Origin of the sequence: Shewanella sp. YQ_9, from assembly GCF_043103185.1 — a bacterium.
GTDB classification, from domain to species: Bacteria; Pseudomonadota; Gammaproteobacteria; order Enterobacterales; family Shewanellaceae; genus Shewanella; species Shewanella algae.
This window is the reverse complement of the sequence record NZ_JBICJO010000061.1, coordinates 41,132-57,127: the sequence shown is the minus strand read 5'-3', so window position 1 is coordinate 57,127 and position 15,996 is coordinate 41,132. Positions and strand designations below refer to the sequence as shown.

11 protein-coding genes are annotated in these 15,996 nt (G+C 50.0%); 4 read left to right on the top strand and 7 right to left on the bottom strand.

Features of this window, described 5'->3' with window-relative positions; all coding sequences use genetic code 11:
* Positions 1–29 precede the first annotated feature (29 nt).
* Genes ACF8D4_RS16875 through ACF8D4_RS16865 form a run of 3 tightly spaced genes read right to left on the bottom strand, consistent with a single transcriptional unit; the run spans position 30 to position 5,086 of the window.
* Entirely contained in the window at positions 30–1,961 is a 1,932-nt protein-coding gene (locus tag ACF8D4_RS16875) for an OmcA/MtrC family decaheme c-type cytochrome (protein WP_392465427.1), read from the bottom strand.
* A gap of 19 nt (positions 1,962–1,980) precedes the next feature.
* Positions 1,981–4,092 carry an MtrB/PioB family decaheme-associated outer membrane protein gene (locus tag ACF8D4_RS16870; RefSeq protein ID WP_145838820.1) on the bottom strand — a complete coding sequence of 704 codons (2,112 nt, stop codon included), beginning with the start codon at positions 4,090–4,092 and terminating at the stop codon, positions 1,981–1,983.
* Between the two features lie 10 nt (positions 4,093–4,102).
* Positions 4,103–5,086, bottom strand: coding sequence for a DmsE family decaheme c-type cytochrome (locus ACF8D4_RS16865; protein WP_045282415.1), 984 nt, complete (start codon positions 5,084–5,086; stop codon positions 4,103–4,105).
* Positions 5,087–5,515: 429 nt separating this feature from the next.
* Here ACF8D4_RS16865 and ACF8D4_RS16860 point away from each other — a divergent pair, with 429 nt between their 5' ends.
* The 4 genes from ACF8D4_RS16860 (at position 5,516) to ACF8D4_RS16845 (ending at position 11,015) form a co-directional block, all read left to right on the top strand.
* On the top strand, positions 5,516–5,755 hold the full coding sequence (locus ACF8D4_RS16860) for a FeoA family protein (RefSeq protein ID WP_025010714.1): 240 nt from the start codon (positions 5,516–5,518) through the stop codon (positions 5,753–5,755).
* Positions 5,748–8,042 (top strand): Fe(2+) transporter permease subunit FeoB, encoded by a 2,295-nt coding sequence (feoB, locus tag ACF8D4_RS16855; RefSeq protein ID WP_044734231.1) that lies wholly within the window; start codon positions 5,748–5,750, stop codon positions 8,040–8,042. The genes ACF8D4_RS16860 and feoB overlap by 8 nt, the downstream gene beginning before the upstream one ends.
* Positions 8,043–8,204: 162 nt before the next feature.
* Positions 8,205–9,875 (top strand): glutamine--tRNA ligase, encoded by a 1,671-nt coding sequence (glnS, locus tag ACF8D4_RS16850; protein WP_044734232.1) that lies wholly within the window; start codon positions 8,205–8,207, stop codon positions 9,873–9,875.
* A 282-nt stretch (positions 9,876–10,157) separates the two neighbouring features.
* A complete protein-coding gene (locus tag ACF8D4_RS16845; RefSeq protein WP_054744737.1) occupies positions 10,158–11,015 on the top strand; it encodes a hypothetical protein in 858 nt (285 codons plus the stop codon).
* Positions 11,016–11,205: 190 nt separating this feature from the next.
* Here the strand turns inward: ACF8D4_RS16845 and ACF8D4_RS16840 are convergent, their stop codons facing one another.
* The 4 genes from ACF8D4_RS16840 to ACF8D4_RS16825 all read right to left on the bottom strand — a co-directional run bounded on the left by ACF8D4_RS16840 (position 11,206) and on the right by ACF8D4_RS16825 (position 15,633).
* Positions 11,206–11,802, bottom strand: a complete 597-nt coding sequence (locus ACF8D4_RS16840) for a Yip1 family protein (protein WP_101059139.1) — start codon at positions 11,800–11,802, stop codon at positions 11,206–11,208.
* Positions 11,803–12,019: 217 nt separating this feature from the next.
* A complete protein-coding gene (locus ACF8D4_RS16835) occupies positions 12,020–13,168 on the bottom strand; it encodes an HNH endonuclease (RefSeq protein WP_129979576.1) in 1,149 nt (382 codons plus the stop codon).
* Entirely contained in the window at positions 13,169–13,867 is a 699-nt protein-coding gene (locus tag ACF8D4_RS16830) for an OmpA family protein (protein WP_129979577.1), read from the bottom strand.
* Positions 13,867–15,633, bottom strand: coding sequence for a MotA/TolQ/ExbB proton channel family protein (locus ACF8D4_RS16825; RefSeq protein WP_144190895.1), 1,767 nt, complete (start codon positions 15,631–15,633; stop codon positions 13,867–13,869). Before ACF8D4_RS16825 ends, ACF8D4_RS16830 begins: the two co-directional genes overlap by 1 nt.
* Positions 15,634–15,996: the final 363 nt, after the last annotated feature.

The window sequence follows — 15,996 nt, the reverse complement described above, 5'->3', positions numbered from 1 at the left end:
TGCCGCCCTTAAAGGGCGGCTTATTGTTGTTACTGGGCGATAGGATGCACCTTGGTGACATCGGCCATGCCGCCCTGACCATGACAGGTGGCGCAGCTTTCCGTTCCTGCCTTGGCATCGGCTTCAGTGCCTTGGAACACGGCTCCCTGTTGCGTCATATGGTTGCGGGCACTATCGCTCTGGTGGCAGTTACTGCAGACTGCCGCCGTGGGGCTGGTGAAGCTGCCATCATCCAGACTCAAGGGTTGCACCGCCGGGCTGAGTGGCAGTGCCATACTCAGCACGTCATTTTCATCTTTGCTGTGGCAGTGAGCACAGTTGCCTATGTTCCCCGGGAATTGCAGCGTCTCGAACCCTTCAAAATTGGCCGAGTGCAGCGCATGGATCAACTGCTTGAAGTCGGCGCTGCTCGCTGATGGATTGGCAGCAGTGGCATCGGCCTGCATATTGGGGTTGTGGCACAGTTGACACTGGCCGGCCAAATCGTTGCGAGAGCCGTGGAAGTTCAACTGTTGATCGCCATGGCAACTGCCGCAGGTTTCGTTGCTGACCACCTGGCGCCGTCCGGCCGTGGTGAGGCCGGCCATGTTGAATGACTGATGGCTCGACTTGATAACCAACACACTGGCGGCGCTGTCACTGCAGTCGACCAGCATGCCTTGGCTGGCACAGACTCGGCCCTGAATCGCCAGGGTACCTGCATCGGCTTCACTGCCGGCGGGAATGGTCAGTCCATCCAACTGATACTGATAGATACCATCACTGCCGGACAGTGGTACCACTTCATGCACCCTAATTGAGCGGGCAGAGCGGGTGGCGTAATCAAAGCTGGTGCCCCAGTTGGCGTAGACCCTGAGATCGTTGACAAACACCTGCTTGTCGGCGCTGTCGTTATAGGCTGCACCTGTCTGCGGGTTACTCAGCTTGAGCGAGAAGCTCAAACTGCTGCCGCTGACACTGGCGTTGGTGACCTCGGCCTTGAATTGATCTAGGGCCGCCATGTTCTCCTGATTGGCATGTACTTCGCGGGTCCAATCCGGATTGTGGCAAGCGACACAATTGCTGTTATCCGCTTGCGCCGGATGACCTTCGCCTTTGATGAAGTCGATATTGTTATGACAACTGCCACAGGACTCCATGGTTGGCACCCGGAACCAGTTGTGCTGTTCGCTGAGGGTTTCATCCTCTTTATGACAGGTCTGACAGTCGGACAAGGGTTTGGGGAATCCGGCCAGATGTTTGGCATGGATCATTTGCGGGAAGATGTTTTCCGGATTGCTGACCCGAGTGGCATTGTGGCAGGTAACACAGGTTTCCACCTGGTTATAGTTACCGCCGTGAAACGCCAGGTCATTGTGACAGCTGTTACAGGTGTCGATGGAGACAATGTTGCGGCTGTAGGCCGGAGCACCACCTGGGGGCTGCCAGTCGTAATGGTCATTGGTTACCGGCAATGCGGTGCCATCGGCCAAGGTATCACCACCGAGTTTGATCACTACTCTGTGAGTGGCGCCGGCGATTTCAGCTATTTCATTCATCCCGTCGAAAGGGGCACTGAAACTGTAGGAGTAGTTGCCATTTTTATGGTCAACATAGGTGCCAGGGCAGCTGCTGGAGCAGGTCTCGGCGGTGAAATACTGCCATTCACTGCTGTTCCCGGCCCCACTGGTGCCTTCCGGCAACAACTGTGCGGCAATGAAGCGCCCTGAGGGGATACCGACTACCGGCTCGTCATCCTGATTGGTGACCCGGTAATCTACCCGGGTAATGCCCTCTTCGAGAGCCGTTTCCTTGACCTCAATATTGAGCTTACTGATATTCATCGCCGGCTCGCCGCCCGGTTCGCCTGGGGTTCCCGGGTTGCCATCGTCACCTCCGCAACCTGAGAGAGCCAACATGGCGGTCAGCAGGGGCGCGCCTAGGTAAAACAGGGGAGTTTTTGGGGTGTATTCCTTTGACATCGCTCTTCGCCTCTTGCTCTTATAGGGAGTAACTCAGTGTCAGCCCCAGATAGTGGGCGTTATAGTCCTGGCCAAGATCTCCAAAGCTGAGTACGTTGGGGATGCTATCCGGGGTTAATCCCTGATTGAGCCAGTCACTGTCCTGATAGTGTTCAAACAACCAATCCAGCCTCAATGCCATCTTGTCGCTGAAGTGATACTTGGCAAAGGCGTTGAAGGTATGACGGCGTGAATAATAGTCGCCGTAATTCAGAGTGAGCCCCTGGCTGACATCTGTGTCGCTTTCGCCTTTTGAGTATTGCCAGTCGAAGCCCAGATCCAGTTGTTTATCCAGCAACTCGTTATAGTAGATGCCGAAGCCGGCGACAGTGCTGCTGTCGCTGGCACGGCTGTACCAACCGCTGGGGCCGAAAGAAGCTGAGCCGGTTTGATCTGTATCCTGCCAGTCCTGATTGAGCCAGGCATTGAGGCCAAACTGGGCTGAGAATTGATAGTTGCCACTGAGGCCATAGCCCCAACTGCTGACTTCATCCAGGCCGATAAGCGTCTCATCATAGTCTTGCTGCTTGTGATTCAGCGCCAAGCTGAACGACAGGGCATCGCTGAAGCGGTAATCGTTTTGCAGTCGCAACAGGGTTTGCTTGCGATCTGCCAACCAATACTGACGCATCCAGGGATTATTGGGACTTTGGCTCAGCTCGGATGCCTGATAACTGCCGCCACTGCGCTCACTGAGTTCACCTTTGAACCACAACTGCCAGTCGCGGCTGGCACGCAGGTTCAGCTTGGCAAACACGCTGGATTGGAACAGGGATTCGCGCGCCAGATCGCTATAGCTGTGGTGTTCATACTCGTAACCTGCGTCAAGAGACAGGGCGCGGGTAAAGCGGTAGTTGAAGGCGATATCGGCTCTTTGGCGGGTGTGGTCATAGGCCGCGGGCGTCGCACTGCCCTGGTGCCAGCTGTCACTGCTCACCTGTGGCCATTCTTTAAATTGTGTCTTGTTTTCCCGGTCGCGATAGTCATAGCCGGCGCGAACCGACAAGCCTCTGCTGAGGCGAGCGGCATACTTGAGTTTGAGTTCCAGCACATCGACCTGCATGTCGCCATCGGTTGCGGGCAACTGGGGTGAAGGACCATTGATGGTGGCCGGTAACAGCGCCTGATCCTGAGTCATGCGGGTGAATGCCGTGTGCATCAATATTTGATGTCCGGCCTCGGATAACTGCAGATCGGCACCGACTCTCAGCGCCTTGTTGTCCGGATTGTCGGCGAGTTGACCATTATAGGCGGCGCCGAATGTGGGAAAGAAGGCGTTTTCCCAATAGAGTGCCTGATAGTCGTTACTGTATTGGCTCAGGGTCGAATTGAAGCCGGCCAGCCAGCCCTTTCCTTTGAAATAGAGTTTGGCTTCCAGCTCGTCAGTACTGTCATCCACCCGGGTGGCCAATGCCATGGAGTTGGTAAGAAAGTTGCCGTTGGTTTGGCGGGTGCCATCACGTTGCTCGTGACGGTAATTGAGCCCCGCCTTATAAAAGCTGCCCAGGTAATGGGCATCCAGGGTGAAGCGATCCCGCTTCATTTCCAGTCGCTGGCTTGTCAGGCTGTCATCAAGCCCCGGCATTTGCGAGGTGAGGGCGGCCGCTTGCCAGTTGTCCGGCAACATCAGTCTGTTGTCCTGATTGATATAGGGGCTCATGCCATTGTCCGGGCCGAAGTTGGCCAAGGCACGATAACCCAGACGGATATCAAATTGGCCGGGTCTTCCGGTACTCAGGCTGGCGCTGCCGGTGTCATAGCCCAGTTTGTCGGCTTCAATGTGGGTACGGTAACCCTGTTCACCATAAAAGACGACATCGCCGCCAAGGTGCCCCGTGGCGCCATCGGCATCTGTGCCACTACTGTTGGCAAACACCGCATTGTCGCCATCATTGTAGGCCACACCGGCTTCGAGCGTGCCGCGGCTTTCCTGTGGCAACTTGCACTGGCCGCAACTCCACTTGTCTTGCTTGAGCTCGGCGCGATTGGCCTGTTGCAGCGAATAGCCACCAGCCCAGGCCGGCTGCAGTGCACAGGCTATGGTGAGCGCCAGCAGTGATAGTTTCATCTGTGTCTGTTTCTCGATAACCATACTCAGCTCCTTATCGCTGCAAGAGTTTGCCGGATGGATGGTTGGAACCATGCACCTGGGTGTGGCAGTTCAGACAGGAGTTGCCGGCGTTATAGGCGTTGGGCATCAAGCCGGTTTGCTCATTGGCCGGGAAGTAGGCTCTGGCTGCATGGCCGTCGGAAGCATGGCATTGCTGACACAACTGAGGCGGTTTGGCCAACAGCATAGCTTCGTTGACGCTGCCATGAGGGTTGTGACAGCTGGCGCAGTTGTCTGTAACCGGGGCGTGTTCCCACAGCTTGGGCCCGCGCTTTTCGGCGTGGCAGCTGTAACAGTTTTCGTTGACCGTCATCTGCTTCAGGCTGGCGTCCCCCAGACTGCCGTGAGGATTGTGGCAGTCGCTGCAGACCATCTGCTCTGTGCGTATCGGGTGCGCGGAACGTTTGTGAATGTCGGCACGTTGCTCTGAGTGACAGCTGCTGCAAACGGCGACTTCGGTTTCACGGCTCTGGATGGGATCCTGGCCTGTATGCACCTGGTGACAACTGGCACAGGCAACTCCGGCCGTGTCGTGGTGGCTGGCACTCCAGCCCAGACGCTGTTCATCCTGGTGGCAACTGAGGCAGACGCTGTTTTGCTTGTCAGCCGGGACCGGCGAGTCGGCACCAAAGGTGATCATCGGTTCCTTGCCGCCGCGGTTGTGTTTCCCCATCGGGCCGTGGCAGGCTTCGCATTGCAGATCGGCCATAGGAGATTGAGAGAGGTTGGGATTGCCGTGGACACCATCAAAAAGCGCCATTACCTTCTGGTTCTTTTTGTGACACATCAGGCAGCTGTCAGCACCCTTGGGGGAGTATTTGCCTTCGGCAAATTTCTTGTCCAGTGTGGCTTCAACTTCGGCCGGATCCTGGTTGTCCCACGGGGTAGCTTTGGCCGGGAAGGCCAACAATAACAATAAGGGGAGAGCGCAACCCAACCCCCAAAGGCTTGGTTTACTCGAGTTATCCATTTTCATCATTCCATCCTGAGCGCGTTCATTGCCGATTTATAGTTATTAGGCATGCATCAGTAATTTACCGAATTGCTAATGTTAAAGAATAGAGCAAAAAAGTGACAAAGCGATAACTTTTTGATGATGCTTATGGGTAAAGAAGGCTGATTTAAAAAAGAAAACAACAAAGTGTGATCCATGCCTCGTTTTGGGTATGGTGTGTCTTTGTTCGAATTTGGGATCCGCCGCAGAAAAAGCCGCGGTTCAGTTACTTTTATTTGCAGTTAAACGGTTTATTCCAGCTAGCTTTTGTCCCATAATAGCCAACACAATTGAAAACTATTATCGTTACCAGTTGAAAAGCTTGATCCAGATAAAGTTCTTATTTGACTGTTTCAGGTAGAATCGAATCATTACCCGCATGCTTGCATGCTGTTTTCAGTGGTAGAGGCAATGAAGTTAAGTGAATTGAAACCCGGTGATCGCGCCATGATTTCCGAAGTTGGCCATCTGGATCTGCCTGCAGTGGTCAAACGCAAGCTCCTGTCCATGGGGATCACCCCCAATACCTGTTTTTCTTTGATCCGCCGTGCTCCCATGGGATCCGGGTTGGAATTGGACATTCGCGGCAGCAAGTTGTGCATGCGTCAGGATCTGGCACAGATTATAGAGGTGGAAAAGGCCAATGACTAAGCAGTTCCATTGTGTCACTGTCGGTAATCCCAATGCCGGTAAGTCGACATTGTTCAACGCCCTGACAGGTGCCAATCAACAGGTAGGTAACTGGTCCGGGGTGACAGTCGAGAAGAAGACCGGCCACTTTTCGCTTAATGGCGATGATGTCTTTCTAACCGATTTACCCGGCATTTACGATCTTCTTCCCGCCGGTAGCAACTGTGATTGCTCGTTGGATGAGCAGATTGCCCAGCAGTATCTGGCCAACCAGAAAGTAGATGGCATTATCAACCTGGTGGATGCCACCAATATCGAACGTCACCTGTATCTGACAGTGCAACTGCGTGAGCTGGGTATTCCCATGGTTGTGGTGCTCAACAAAATGGATGCGGCGGTCAAGCGCGGCATTCGGGTCGATACCCAAGCCATGAGTCGAGAGCTGGGTTGCCCCGTAATAGGCGTGACTTCAAGAGAAGCCAAAGACGTCGAGCGGGTCAAGGAACAGGTGATAGAGCTGCTGGAAGGGCGGGTTTCAGAGTCGCCTTTGATGCTGCAATATGACGCCACCATTGAAACCGGTGTCACAGCCATTATGGGCAGCGACAGTCAATTAAGCCGGGGCCGGGCGCTGGCCATGTTGGCCAATGGCTTGGGCTGTGGTTCTTGCCAGAACAATTTGCTCGATGAACAAGTCTCCAGGGTGACGGATAAACTGGCACTGGAAGGCAAAGACATAGAGATCATGGTGGCCACCACACGTTTTGACTTTGTTGAGCGTGTTTATAAGGGGTCGGTCAATGCCGACGGCCAGCTGACCTTGAGTGACAGGCTCGATAAGTTGGTATTGCATCCTGTGTTGGGTATTCCGGTATTTTTGCTGGTGATGTACCTGATGTTCATGTTTGCCATCAACGTGGGCAGTGCCTTTATCGACTTCTTCGATATCAGTGCCGGCGCGCTGTTTGTCGATCATTTCGGGGCTTTGCTGACCAATATAGGAGCTCCTGCCTGGTTGGTGACTCTGCTGGCCGGTGGTATAGGTCAGGGTATTCAGACGGTATCGACCTTTATTCCGGTTATCGCGGCGCTGTTTTTGGCTTTATCTGTGCTGGAAGGCTCTGGCTATATGGCCCGTGCCGCCTTTGTGGTTGACGGCCTGATGCGCCGTATCGGCTTGCCCGGCAAGGCCTTCGTACCCATGATTGTCGGTTTTGGCTGCTCTGTGCCTGCCATCATGGCGACCCGCACACTGGGCAGTGAGCGTGAACGTATTGTCACGGGTATGATGGCGCCCTTTATGTCCTGCGGTGCCAGATTGCCGGTATACGCCTTGTTTGCGGCGGCCTTTTTCCCTGATTCAGGTCAGAATCTGGTGTTCGGTCTCTACCTTATCGGTATTTTGGCTGCGATAGGCACAGGCCTGCTGCTGCGCAAGACCTTGCTGCCCGGTAACAGCAGTGCCGTAGTGATGGAGCTGCCAAGCTATGAACTGCCCAAGCTCAAAGCGGTGGCTTCTCGTACAGGTAAGCGTACCAAGAGCTTCATTCTCGGTGCCGGCAAGACAATTGTGGTTGTAGTGACTCTGCTCAACTTTATCAATGCCATAGGCGTTGACGGCAGCTTCGGCCATGAAGACAGTCAGGAGTCTTTGCTCAGTGTCGCCAGTCAGAAGATCACTCCGGTGTTCTCGCCCATGGGGATAGAGGAAGACAACTGGCCGGCTACTGTTGGGATAGTTACGGGTATCTTCGCCAAAGAAGCGGTAGTGGGTACGCTCAATAGCCTGTATAGCACAGCTGATGGCGGTGATGGCGAGCTTACTCCATTGATGGACAGCTTCTCCGAGGCGCTGGCGACGATTCCGGCCAACCTGTTCGGCATAGTGATGGAAGATCCGCTCAAGCTGTCTGTGGGCCATGTTGAGGATAAGACGCTGGCTGCCGAAGAGCAGGGGGTTGATCAGTCCACATTCGGTGCACTGCAGGCAGGGTTCAGCGGACAATTGGCTGCCTTCTCCTATCTGCTGTTTATTCTGCTCTACACGCCTTGTGTGGCCGCCATGGGTGCACTGGTGAATGAATTTGGCAGTCGCTGGGCTACCTTTGCCGCGACCTGGACCTTTGCACTGGCTTACGGCAGTGCCACTGTGGTCTACCAAGGTGCGACTTTTGCCGAGCATCCATTGCAGTCCAGCGCATGGATAAGCTTCTTTGTCCTCGCCCTGATAGGTTTCTATATGTGGCTGAAGCGTAAAGGCCGCAAGACCCAGGAGATCATTCCGGGTATAAAGATAGTGACTGAGTAAGGTCGCAGATAAAAAGCAGCCATCTTGGCTGCTTTTTTGATCACGGCGCCGGGTTTGACGAAGTGCGCCGCAGTTTTTATTCTAGAAGGATTGTAACCGGGCATGATCTGTAGGATCATGCCTCTTTTCGTTAGACAGCCATTGTTCGCAAAGAGGAATTTCATGAGTCATGTGGACACCGAAGTACGTCCAAGTAACTTCATTCGCAATATCATAGATGAAGATTTGGCGAGCGGTAAGCACACCAATGTGCACACCCGTTTCCCACCAGAGCCTAATGGCTTCCTGCACATAGGTCACGCCAAGTCTATCTGCTTGAATTTCGGTATTGCCAGGGACTATCAGGGCCAGTGCAACCTGCGCTTTGATGACACCAACCCGGAAAAAGAAAACATTGACTATGTAAATTCCATTAAAGCGGACGTGCAATGGCTGGGCTTCCAGTGGGCCGGTGATATTCACTACTCGTCAGACTACTTTGATAGCCTCTATGGTTATGCCGTTGAGCTGATCAAAAAAGGTCTGGCTTATGTGTGTTTTCTCAATGGCGAGCAGATGCGCGAGTACCGCGGCACTTTGAAAGAGCCGGGCAAGAACAGCCCTTATCGTGATACCGGCGTTGAAGAAAACCTGGCGCTGTTTGAAAAGATGCGCGCCGGTGAATTTAAAGAAGGCGAGTGTTCACTGCGGGCCAAGATAGACATGGCATCACCTTTCATGTGTATGCGCGACCCGGTGATCTATCGGATCAAGTTCGCTCATCACCATCAGACGGGTGATAAGTGGTGCATCTATCCCATGTACGACTTTACCCACTGTATCTCTGATGCACTGGAAAATATCACTCACAGCCTTTGTACGTTGGAGTTCCAGGATAACCGTCGCCTCTATGACTGGGTGTTGGATAATCTTGATGATTTCAAGATCCCCAACCGTACCCGTCAGTATGAGTTTTCACGCCTGAATCTGGAATATACCCTGATGTCCAAGCGTAAGCTCAACGAGCTGGTGGTACGTCAGTTGGTCAATGGCTGGGATGATCCCCGCATGCCGACTATCGCCGGTTTGCGCCGCCGCGGTTACACCCCGGCCTCCATCCGTGAGTTCTGTGATCGCATTGGTGTGACCAAGCAGGATAACCTGGTGGAAGTGGGTATGCTCGAAGCCTGTATCCGGGAAGAGCTCAACGACAATGCCCCGAGAGCCATGGCGGTTATCGAGCCGGTTAAGGTGATCATTGAGAACTATCCTGAAGGGCAGTTGGAGCATGTCAGTGCGCCAGTGCATCCCAATAAGGAAGAGCTGGGTAATCGTGAGCTGGCCTTTGGCCGTGAGCTTTATATCGATGCGGCCGACTTCCGTGAAGAAGCCAACAAGCACTACAAGCGTCTGGTGATGGGCAAAGAGGTGCGTCTGCGCAATGCCTATGTGATCAAAGCCGAGCGTTGTGACAAGGACGCAGACGGTAAGGTCACCACCATTTACTGCAGTTATGACCCAGAGACTCTGGGTAAAAACCCTGCCGATGGCCGCAAAGTCAAGGGCGTGATCCACTGGGTCGAAGCCAGCAGCGCTGTGCCTGCCGAGTTCCGTCTCTATGATCGCCTGTTTGTCGATGCCAATCCGGCCGCGGCAGAAACTGTGGACGAAGTGCTGAACCCGGAATCTTTGGTGGTTAAGCATGGTCTGGTTGAGGCTGGTCTGGTGCAAGCGGAGGCCGAGAAGGCCTATCAGTTTGAGCGTGAAGGTTACTTCTGTGCCGACAGCAAGGACTCAAGCCCAGATAAGCTGGTATTTAACCGCACCGTGGCATTAAGAGATTCATTCGCTTAAGTCAGTACCATTCTGTAAAGCTGTGGCTGACTAGACTTGTTTTTCGCAAGCTTAGTCAGCCGTCGGCTTCACAAGCCCGCTTATTTCCCTCTGCGCTTTAAACCGTTTCCAGGCCAGTGAGCCGATATAGAGCACCCGTGGGACTCGTTCGCACCTTCCCTTGAATAACTGGTTAAGCTGCTCTCGATTGATATCAGTAAAGACACAATCATTCTTCAACAGATGCTGAAGTGATAGGGATTATTTAAGCGTTAACAACTTGGATGTATATAAGGTATCTAAATGTTGATTCAACAAGCACATGAAGTCGAAGAAGCAATAAATAATGGTGACATAGAATCAATCAGGAACGATCTGGACTTTAGGGTATTGACCTCGATAATTGAGAGTAACAGGTTTGATCTAGTCGAAATAATTTACAATCATTTTAAAGATACCGAACCTATGGAGCAGCTAATTTTTAATGCTGTTGTCGAGAGTGCCGGTGTTGATATCACCCCTACGGCCATCCAGTGCCTCAACTTCTTAAAGTCGCTCGACAAAGGAATATCCTATGAGTTCGACGATGAAGATGCTCTCTATCATATGTGCCAAATCCCCGGCAGGGTTGAACTATTCAAATTAATGCTCGATATGAAGGCAGACATACCTTGGGGTTATGTTTTACAGGTGAGCTGTAACTTTATTTGTCGTGATACCATTGAGTTTTTGATTGCCAATATTCAAGTATCCAACGAAGAGCTTAATCTTGCCTTTGGCTACTTGGTTAATGCCAGTGTCACTTCCTGTTATCATGAAAACTCCGATCAAACCGAAATAATTTCATGGTTTATAAACAAGCTCAATGTGGATGTGAACTTAACGACGGGCAGTGATTATGGATGGGCGTATTTGGATTGCTTCATTAATGCACCCAATGCGGCTAAACACTTTTACGTTGAACGATTTAACTCCGGCATTATCAATTCGGAAGATTTTTGGGCGAAGTTTATTGAAGCTTACCTTGAGGATCAAAAGTTCAAGCAAGCATTTGCTCAAGCTTTTGAAGACCTAAGGAACAGCAGCATAGATTTAACTGAGTTGGTCACATTATTTGACCGTTTGGGCCATGACGCGCTTGCAAAGGAATTACTGAACTAGGGCTTGGCCTGTAAGTCTGTACAGAGCAGATGTAAGGCTTCTTAGCAGTTCTGCATGACGGATATCTCCTGCTTACCCAACACATCCTGGGTTCCGTTGGGGGATGCTATATGGCTAGGGCTGAATTGGACGTAAGAAAGGCGCTCAAGGAGCGCCTTTTTCGTCTCTGGTGTTTTGATGACTGCTTTTATTATTGCAGTATTGGGCCGAGTCCCATGCTCCAGAGGATCACGCTGCTGGCCATCAGAGCGACCAGGAGCACCAAACCTGCAGTCACCACAGAGCTGGCATAGATAAAGCCTTTTTCCTCGGGAATATTCATTATGATAGGGACCCCGGTATACAGCAGGTATACAGAGTAGCTAAGGCCTATCAGTCCTATCACCATAATAAACCAAAGCTCTGGATAGAGCGCCGCCAGTCCCACCATAAACAGTGGGGTGGCAGTATAAGACGCCAGTTCCAGGCACTGGGTAAAGTCCGGATGGGCATCAAAAGTTTGTCCCATCCAGTAGGCCAGGTAGGCGAGGGCGAACACACCGAATACCAGGCCGCAATACATGCCGGCGCACATGATGAAGCCGCTTTGGGCTGTTAGAAACAAGGGTTCGCCGGCACCTGGGTTCCAGCCGATATGCACGGCGGCGATATAACTACAGACAGAAGGGATGAGCGCAATGAGTAGCAGGTGACTGAGACAGCTTTTAAGTGCCTCATGGTTTTGTTCTATGGTTTGCCATTCCTGTTTGGGATGAGTATACAACCCCATTAAGTGATTCAATACCATTATAATTATCCTTATTCCGCTTTGACTTTTGCTCGTCAAACTGCAGACGAGCGTTTTACCGCTCTGCGTTTATTTATTGAACAAAAACAGCGGGCCGTCAAGTTTGTACTCCGAGAGGCTGTGGGCATAGCATTGGCTTGCTGGTAGACTTGGCGGCCTTGAAAACTCTTGTGGAAGCTTGACCTCAATGCAGCAGTTACTCGCCCCTGTAAAAGAGTTACCTTACTTTTACCTGAAACTCATAGAAGTTATTCAAAGCTTCAAAAGCCGAAAACACGTTCCATCCAAGTTGTTTCAGATCTGCTGCTGAAGCCATATTGATTAATACGGCGACTTTACGTCTAGGCCAACACAGATCAATGGAAATCATTTTACCACCGTTGTTTATCACAATCCCCAGGTCAGGAACCGTCAATCTTGTTGATTGGCATTTGCTGACCAAGCCTTCCAAGGCTGTATCTGCACATTCAAGTACATTGTCGTAGTTGAATACGTCGAACTTCTGCTGCTCACGACGGTATTCGTTTATTTTCAGGGTGTCTTCGTTGCTGACGTAGAGGTGACCATGGTGAGGTTGTTTTTTATGACAGTCTGCACAGAGCGCCCTTAGGTTTTCCCGGCAGTTGTCTGTTTTATTGCCATTAATGTGGTGTACATGTAAGAGCTTGGTGTTACCAGTCAGATTTACCCCACATTGTTCACAAGTATAGTCTAGTTCACTTCTCAGTTTTGCTGAAATACCGGGCCAGTCGGATGTATAGCCACCTGATTGGAAACCAACAGTCGATTTGGGTAAGAACTTAAAATATGAACTGTAGGTTTCGAAGAATTTTGCATACGAAAACTCATTCACAAACTTGGTTTTATCACCCCAACTAAGATTGGGGAAGTCCTTATGGTTAAGGAGACTTAAACAGTTTTGACAAACGGCTAGATCGGCATCTCCCTTTATTTCCCGCTGAGAGTGGAAGTCGATACCAAACACGGGGAATAGTCCATCAATCCTGTTGATAACATCATATCTGTCGTTAAACCTTCCACGTTCTCGCATACTTATGATGGTCTTACACTCAGCTACATGTACTCGTTTGGCACCTTTTTGCTTCCCGTCCGCCAAGACCTGCGTTATGTAGGTTCCCTGATCAGGGATGTAGAGCATTACCTGATGACCATTGTAATTGAGAATACCACTGGTTCCGTCGATATCAGCGAGCTGAATGTCTTTACCCAGGATCATCCCGCTTTTTAAGTGATCACCAATATCAACCCATCCACTGGAGTTACTCTGGATGGAAAAGTTGGTGATAACTTTTCCAAGAGGTGCGACTGCTCTGTGAAGCGCACTGAGATCGACTGTTAGTTTCACTTAGTTGTTCTCCAGAATACGCTTGATTTGAATATCAGCATTGGTGATAGCTCTAAAAGATACTCGGCGGGATTTAGCTGCATCTTCAACACCATCTTTCATTACCAGCCTAGATGATGAAAACCCTACAGCCGCAATGTTGGCCTTAATCCAATCAGTTTCTTCAGGCATGAGTGCATAACCGTATTCGAGCACAGCACGTGTACGTCCCTGAGACAGGCGCATATTGTAGAAATAGGCTTCTGCTTCTGTAGAACCACGCAAACCTACACTGGATGTGTGTCCCTCGATGCGGATTTCATCCAAAGAATCACGGTATGGTTTTAATACATTGATATAACGTGGAAAAAAATCATCCAAAATATCTTTGTACGCGGTGCTTAGGCGTGTTTCGTTGTTAGCAAACAGCACATCAGGTGATTGAAAATTGAATGCCAGTGTTTCTTGATCAATAGTTGCACCCCACTTATCAAGGTCATCTTTGAACTCTTGCTGTAGAGCTTCATAGATGGCGACCTGATTTTGTTGATATGCGACTGCAACATCCTTGATTTTGTTGTTTTCTTGCTGAGTAATCATCATAAAGACAATAGCAATAAACAGAAACACCATCATCAGTCCAGCCATCAGATCTGAGACTGTTAACCAGTGCTCGCCGCTTTCCTGAGAGTCCTTACTGGTTCCAAATAGCTTTTCCATTATGCAACCCGTTTGCTCACAATCTCATTCATGGCCTGAGTTAGTTTGATGTAATCCTCGACAAACTTGCCGCTGACTTGGGCAAGTGCCTGTCCCATTTCATTCATCACCCGATTGATTTCCTGCTGCATGGCGGAATCAATCAGTTTAAGCTGAGAATCAACAGCTTCAGCGGTAAAGCCTACTTGTTGCTTAACCTGGTCTTCTATTGCATCAAAGGTACGTTTTGCCTGATTGATTTGCTGGGTTGCTGCTTCATCAATCACCTCATTGAGGCGCTGCTGAAGCTTTTCGGTGGATTTAATCACGGTATCACGTACCTGCTCGGTATCGCTTGCCAGGTTGTGATTAGCTTCTTTAATGGTTGAAGTCATTTCTTTAGCGTCACTGACCATCTTCTCAATCATGTCGCGCATCACACTGTTGAGATCGCTTACCGCATCTTTCAAGTGCTGTTTTATCACTTCCGAATGTTCTTGCATACTTTCAGAATTATTCAATAGTTGCTCATTTGTCCTGTTTGAGTTGTCAGAGAAAATGTTTGCTGCTATTTCAATTTCATTGTTAATCCGCTCGGAGCTCTCTACCAGACGGTCTCTTACCTTGGTGATACCTGTTTCTGTCTCATTGGCAAACTTCTCCAATAGTTCATTGGATGTATTTACATGGGCCTTGATATATGCATCGGACTCAGTGAGCAACTGCTTATAGTGCTCACTGGCAGTAGAGACAGCGGCAGAAATATCATTAACTGTATCTTGCACCTGTTGCTGGATTTGCGGTACTGCTTCTACGGCTTTATCACGCATATCTTTAAAGGCTTCCAGATGACGTTCAAGCTCAGCTAATTGGTGTTGATTGACCTCCATGACGGTTTTTAAGTCATTCATGGATTCAGGGATGATTTTGCTTTGCTCACTGATATGGGCAACAGATGCTTCAGTGGCTGAAATAGACTCGACACCATGAGCATATTGCTGCTGCATTTGCTCTAGCTGAAGCTTGTAGTTCTCCTGCCATTCAACCAGTTTGTGGACGGCTTCATTGAGCTGCTTGAAATTTTCACCAAACTGTTCGGTCAGATTATTATTGAAATCAACAATGACCTGCTTCAGCGCTTCGATAACCTGTTCTGTCGCGGATTTCGACAAGGTGTCGGCGAAATCCTGAAGCTTCAGCCACAGCTTTTCAGAAAACTCATCAAAGTGCTGTTGTTGCTTGTCTGCTTGCTCTTTGGCGTTATTCAACGACAGCTTGGCGTTGTCATTAATATCACCTCGCAAGATTTTCAGTTGACCAAATAAAGTCGACTCTTCGTTGCCTACCATAGATTGTCTGAGTGTTTTAATTTCAGCAACCTGAGCTTGCATCGTACCGAGAATCGCCTCTGGCGTGGCATGAGAGCTGCTTTCTTCAATCTTTTTGGGCTTGAGGAGGTCGAAGGTTGATAAGGTTTTGAAAATCAGGGATGAGAAAATACCCGCCAGACTGGTAATAAAAGCGGTTTTCAAACCTTCCAGCAGTGGTGGAATACTGGCTTCAATGTTGTTCTGGTTAAAATCTAGCAGGCCCAGCACAATACCTAGAAAGGTACCAAAAATACCCAAAGTGGTGAGCAATGTTGGCACATAGTTTACGAACTTAACTTGCCTGGCTTGCTTGGTGTGCCAAAGTCCAAGTCCAAATATCGCTCCCATAGCGACCAAAATACAGTTGTTGACAACATCCGTGTTAAAACTTCGCAGTAAATTCTCTAATATTTCCATTTTGACGTTTCTTGTTTCAGTTAAAGAAGGTACATATACTCCGCATCGTTTTAGGAACTGTAGTTTGGTTTTCTTTGGTAACAGTTTTTCTTAAAACAATAGGTTCGGAGTAAAGGTCATAGATAACCCCTTATTTTCCACAAAATTTTGAGTTGGAGCAAAGCTCTTCTTAGTATTTGTGACTTTTGTTGGCTTGAAGGCGAATCAGGTTGTTCACAAGTTTTCTACAATTCAGTAACTAGGTTTGAGCATCACTTTAGCCAAGAGATTGGTACTAATCTCGGGAAATGGTCAGGAGTTCTTAGTTCTTGAGCATAGTTATTTCATAGTTTGCGGTCTTCATGAAGTGCAAAGTTATTGGAA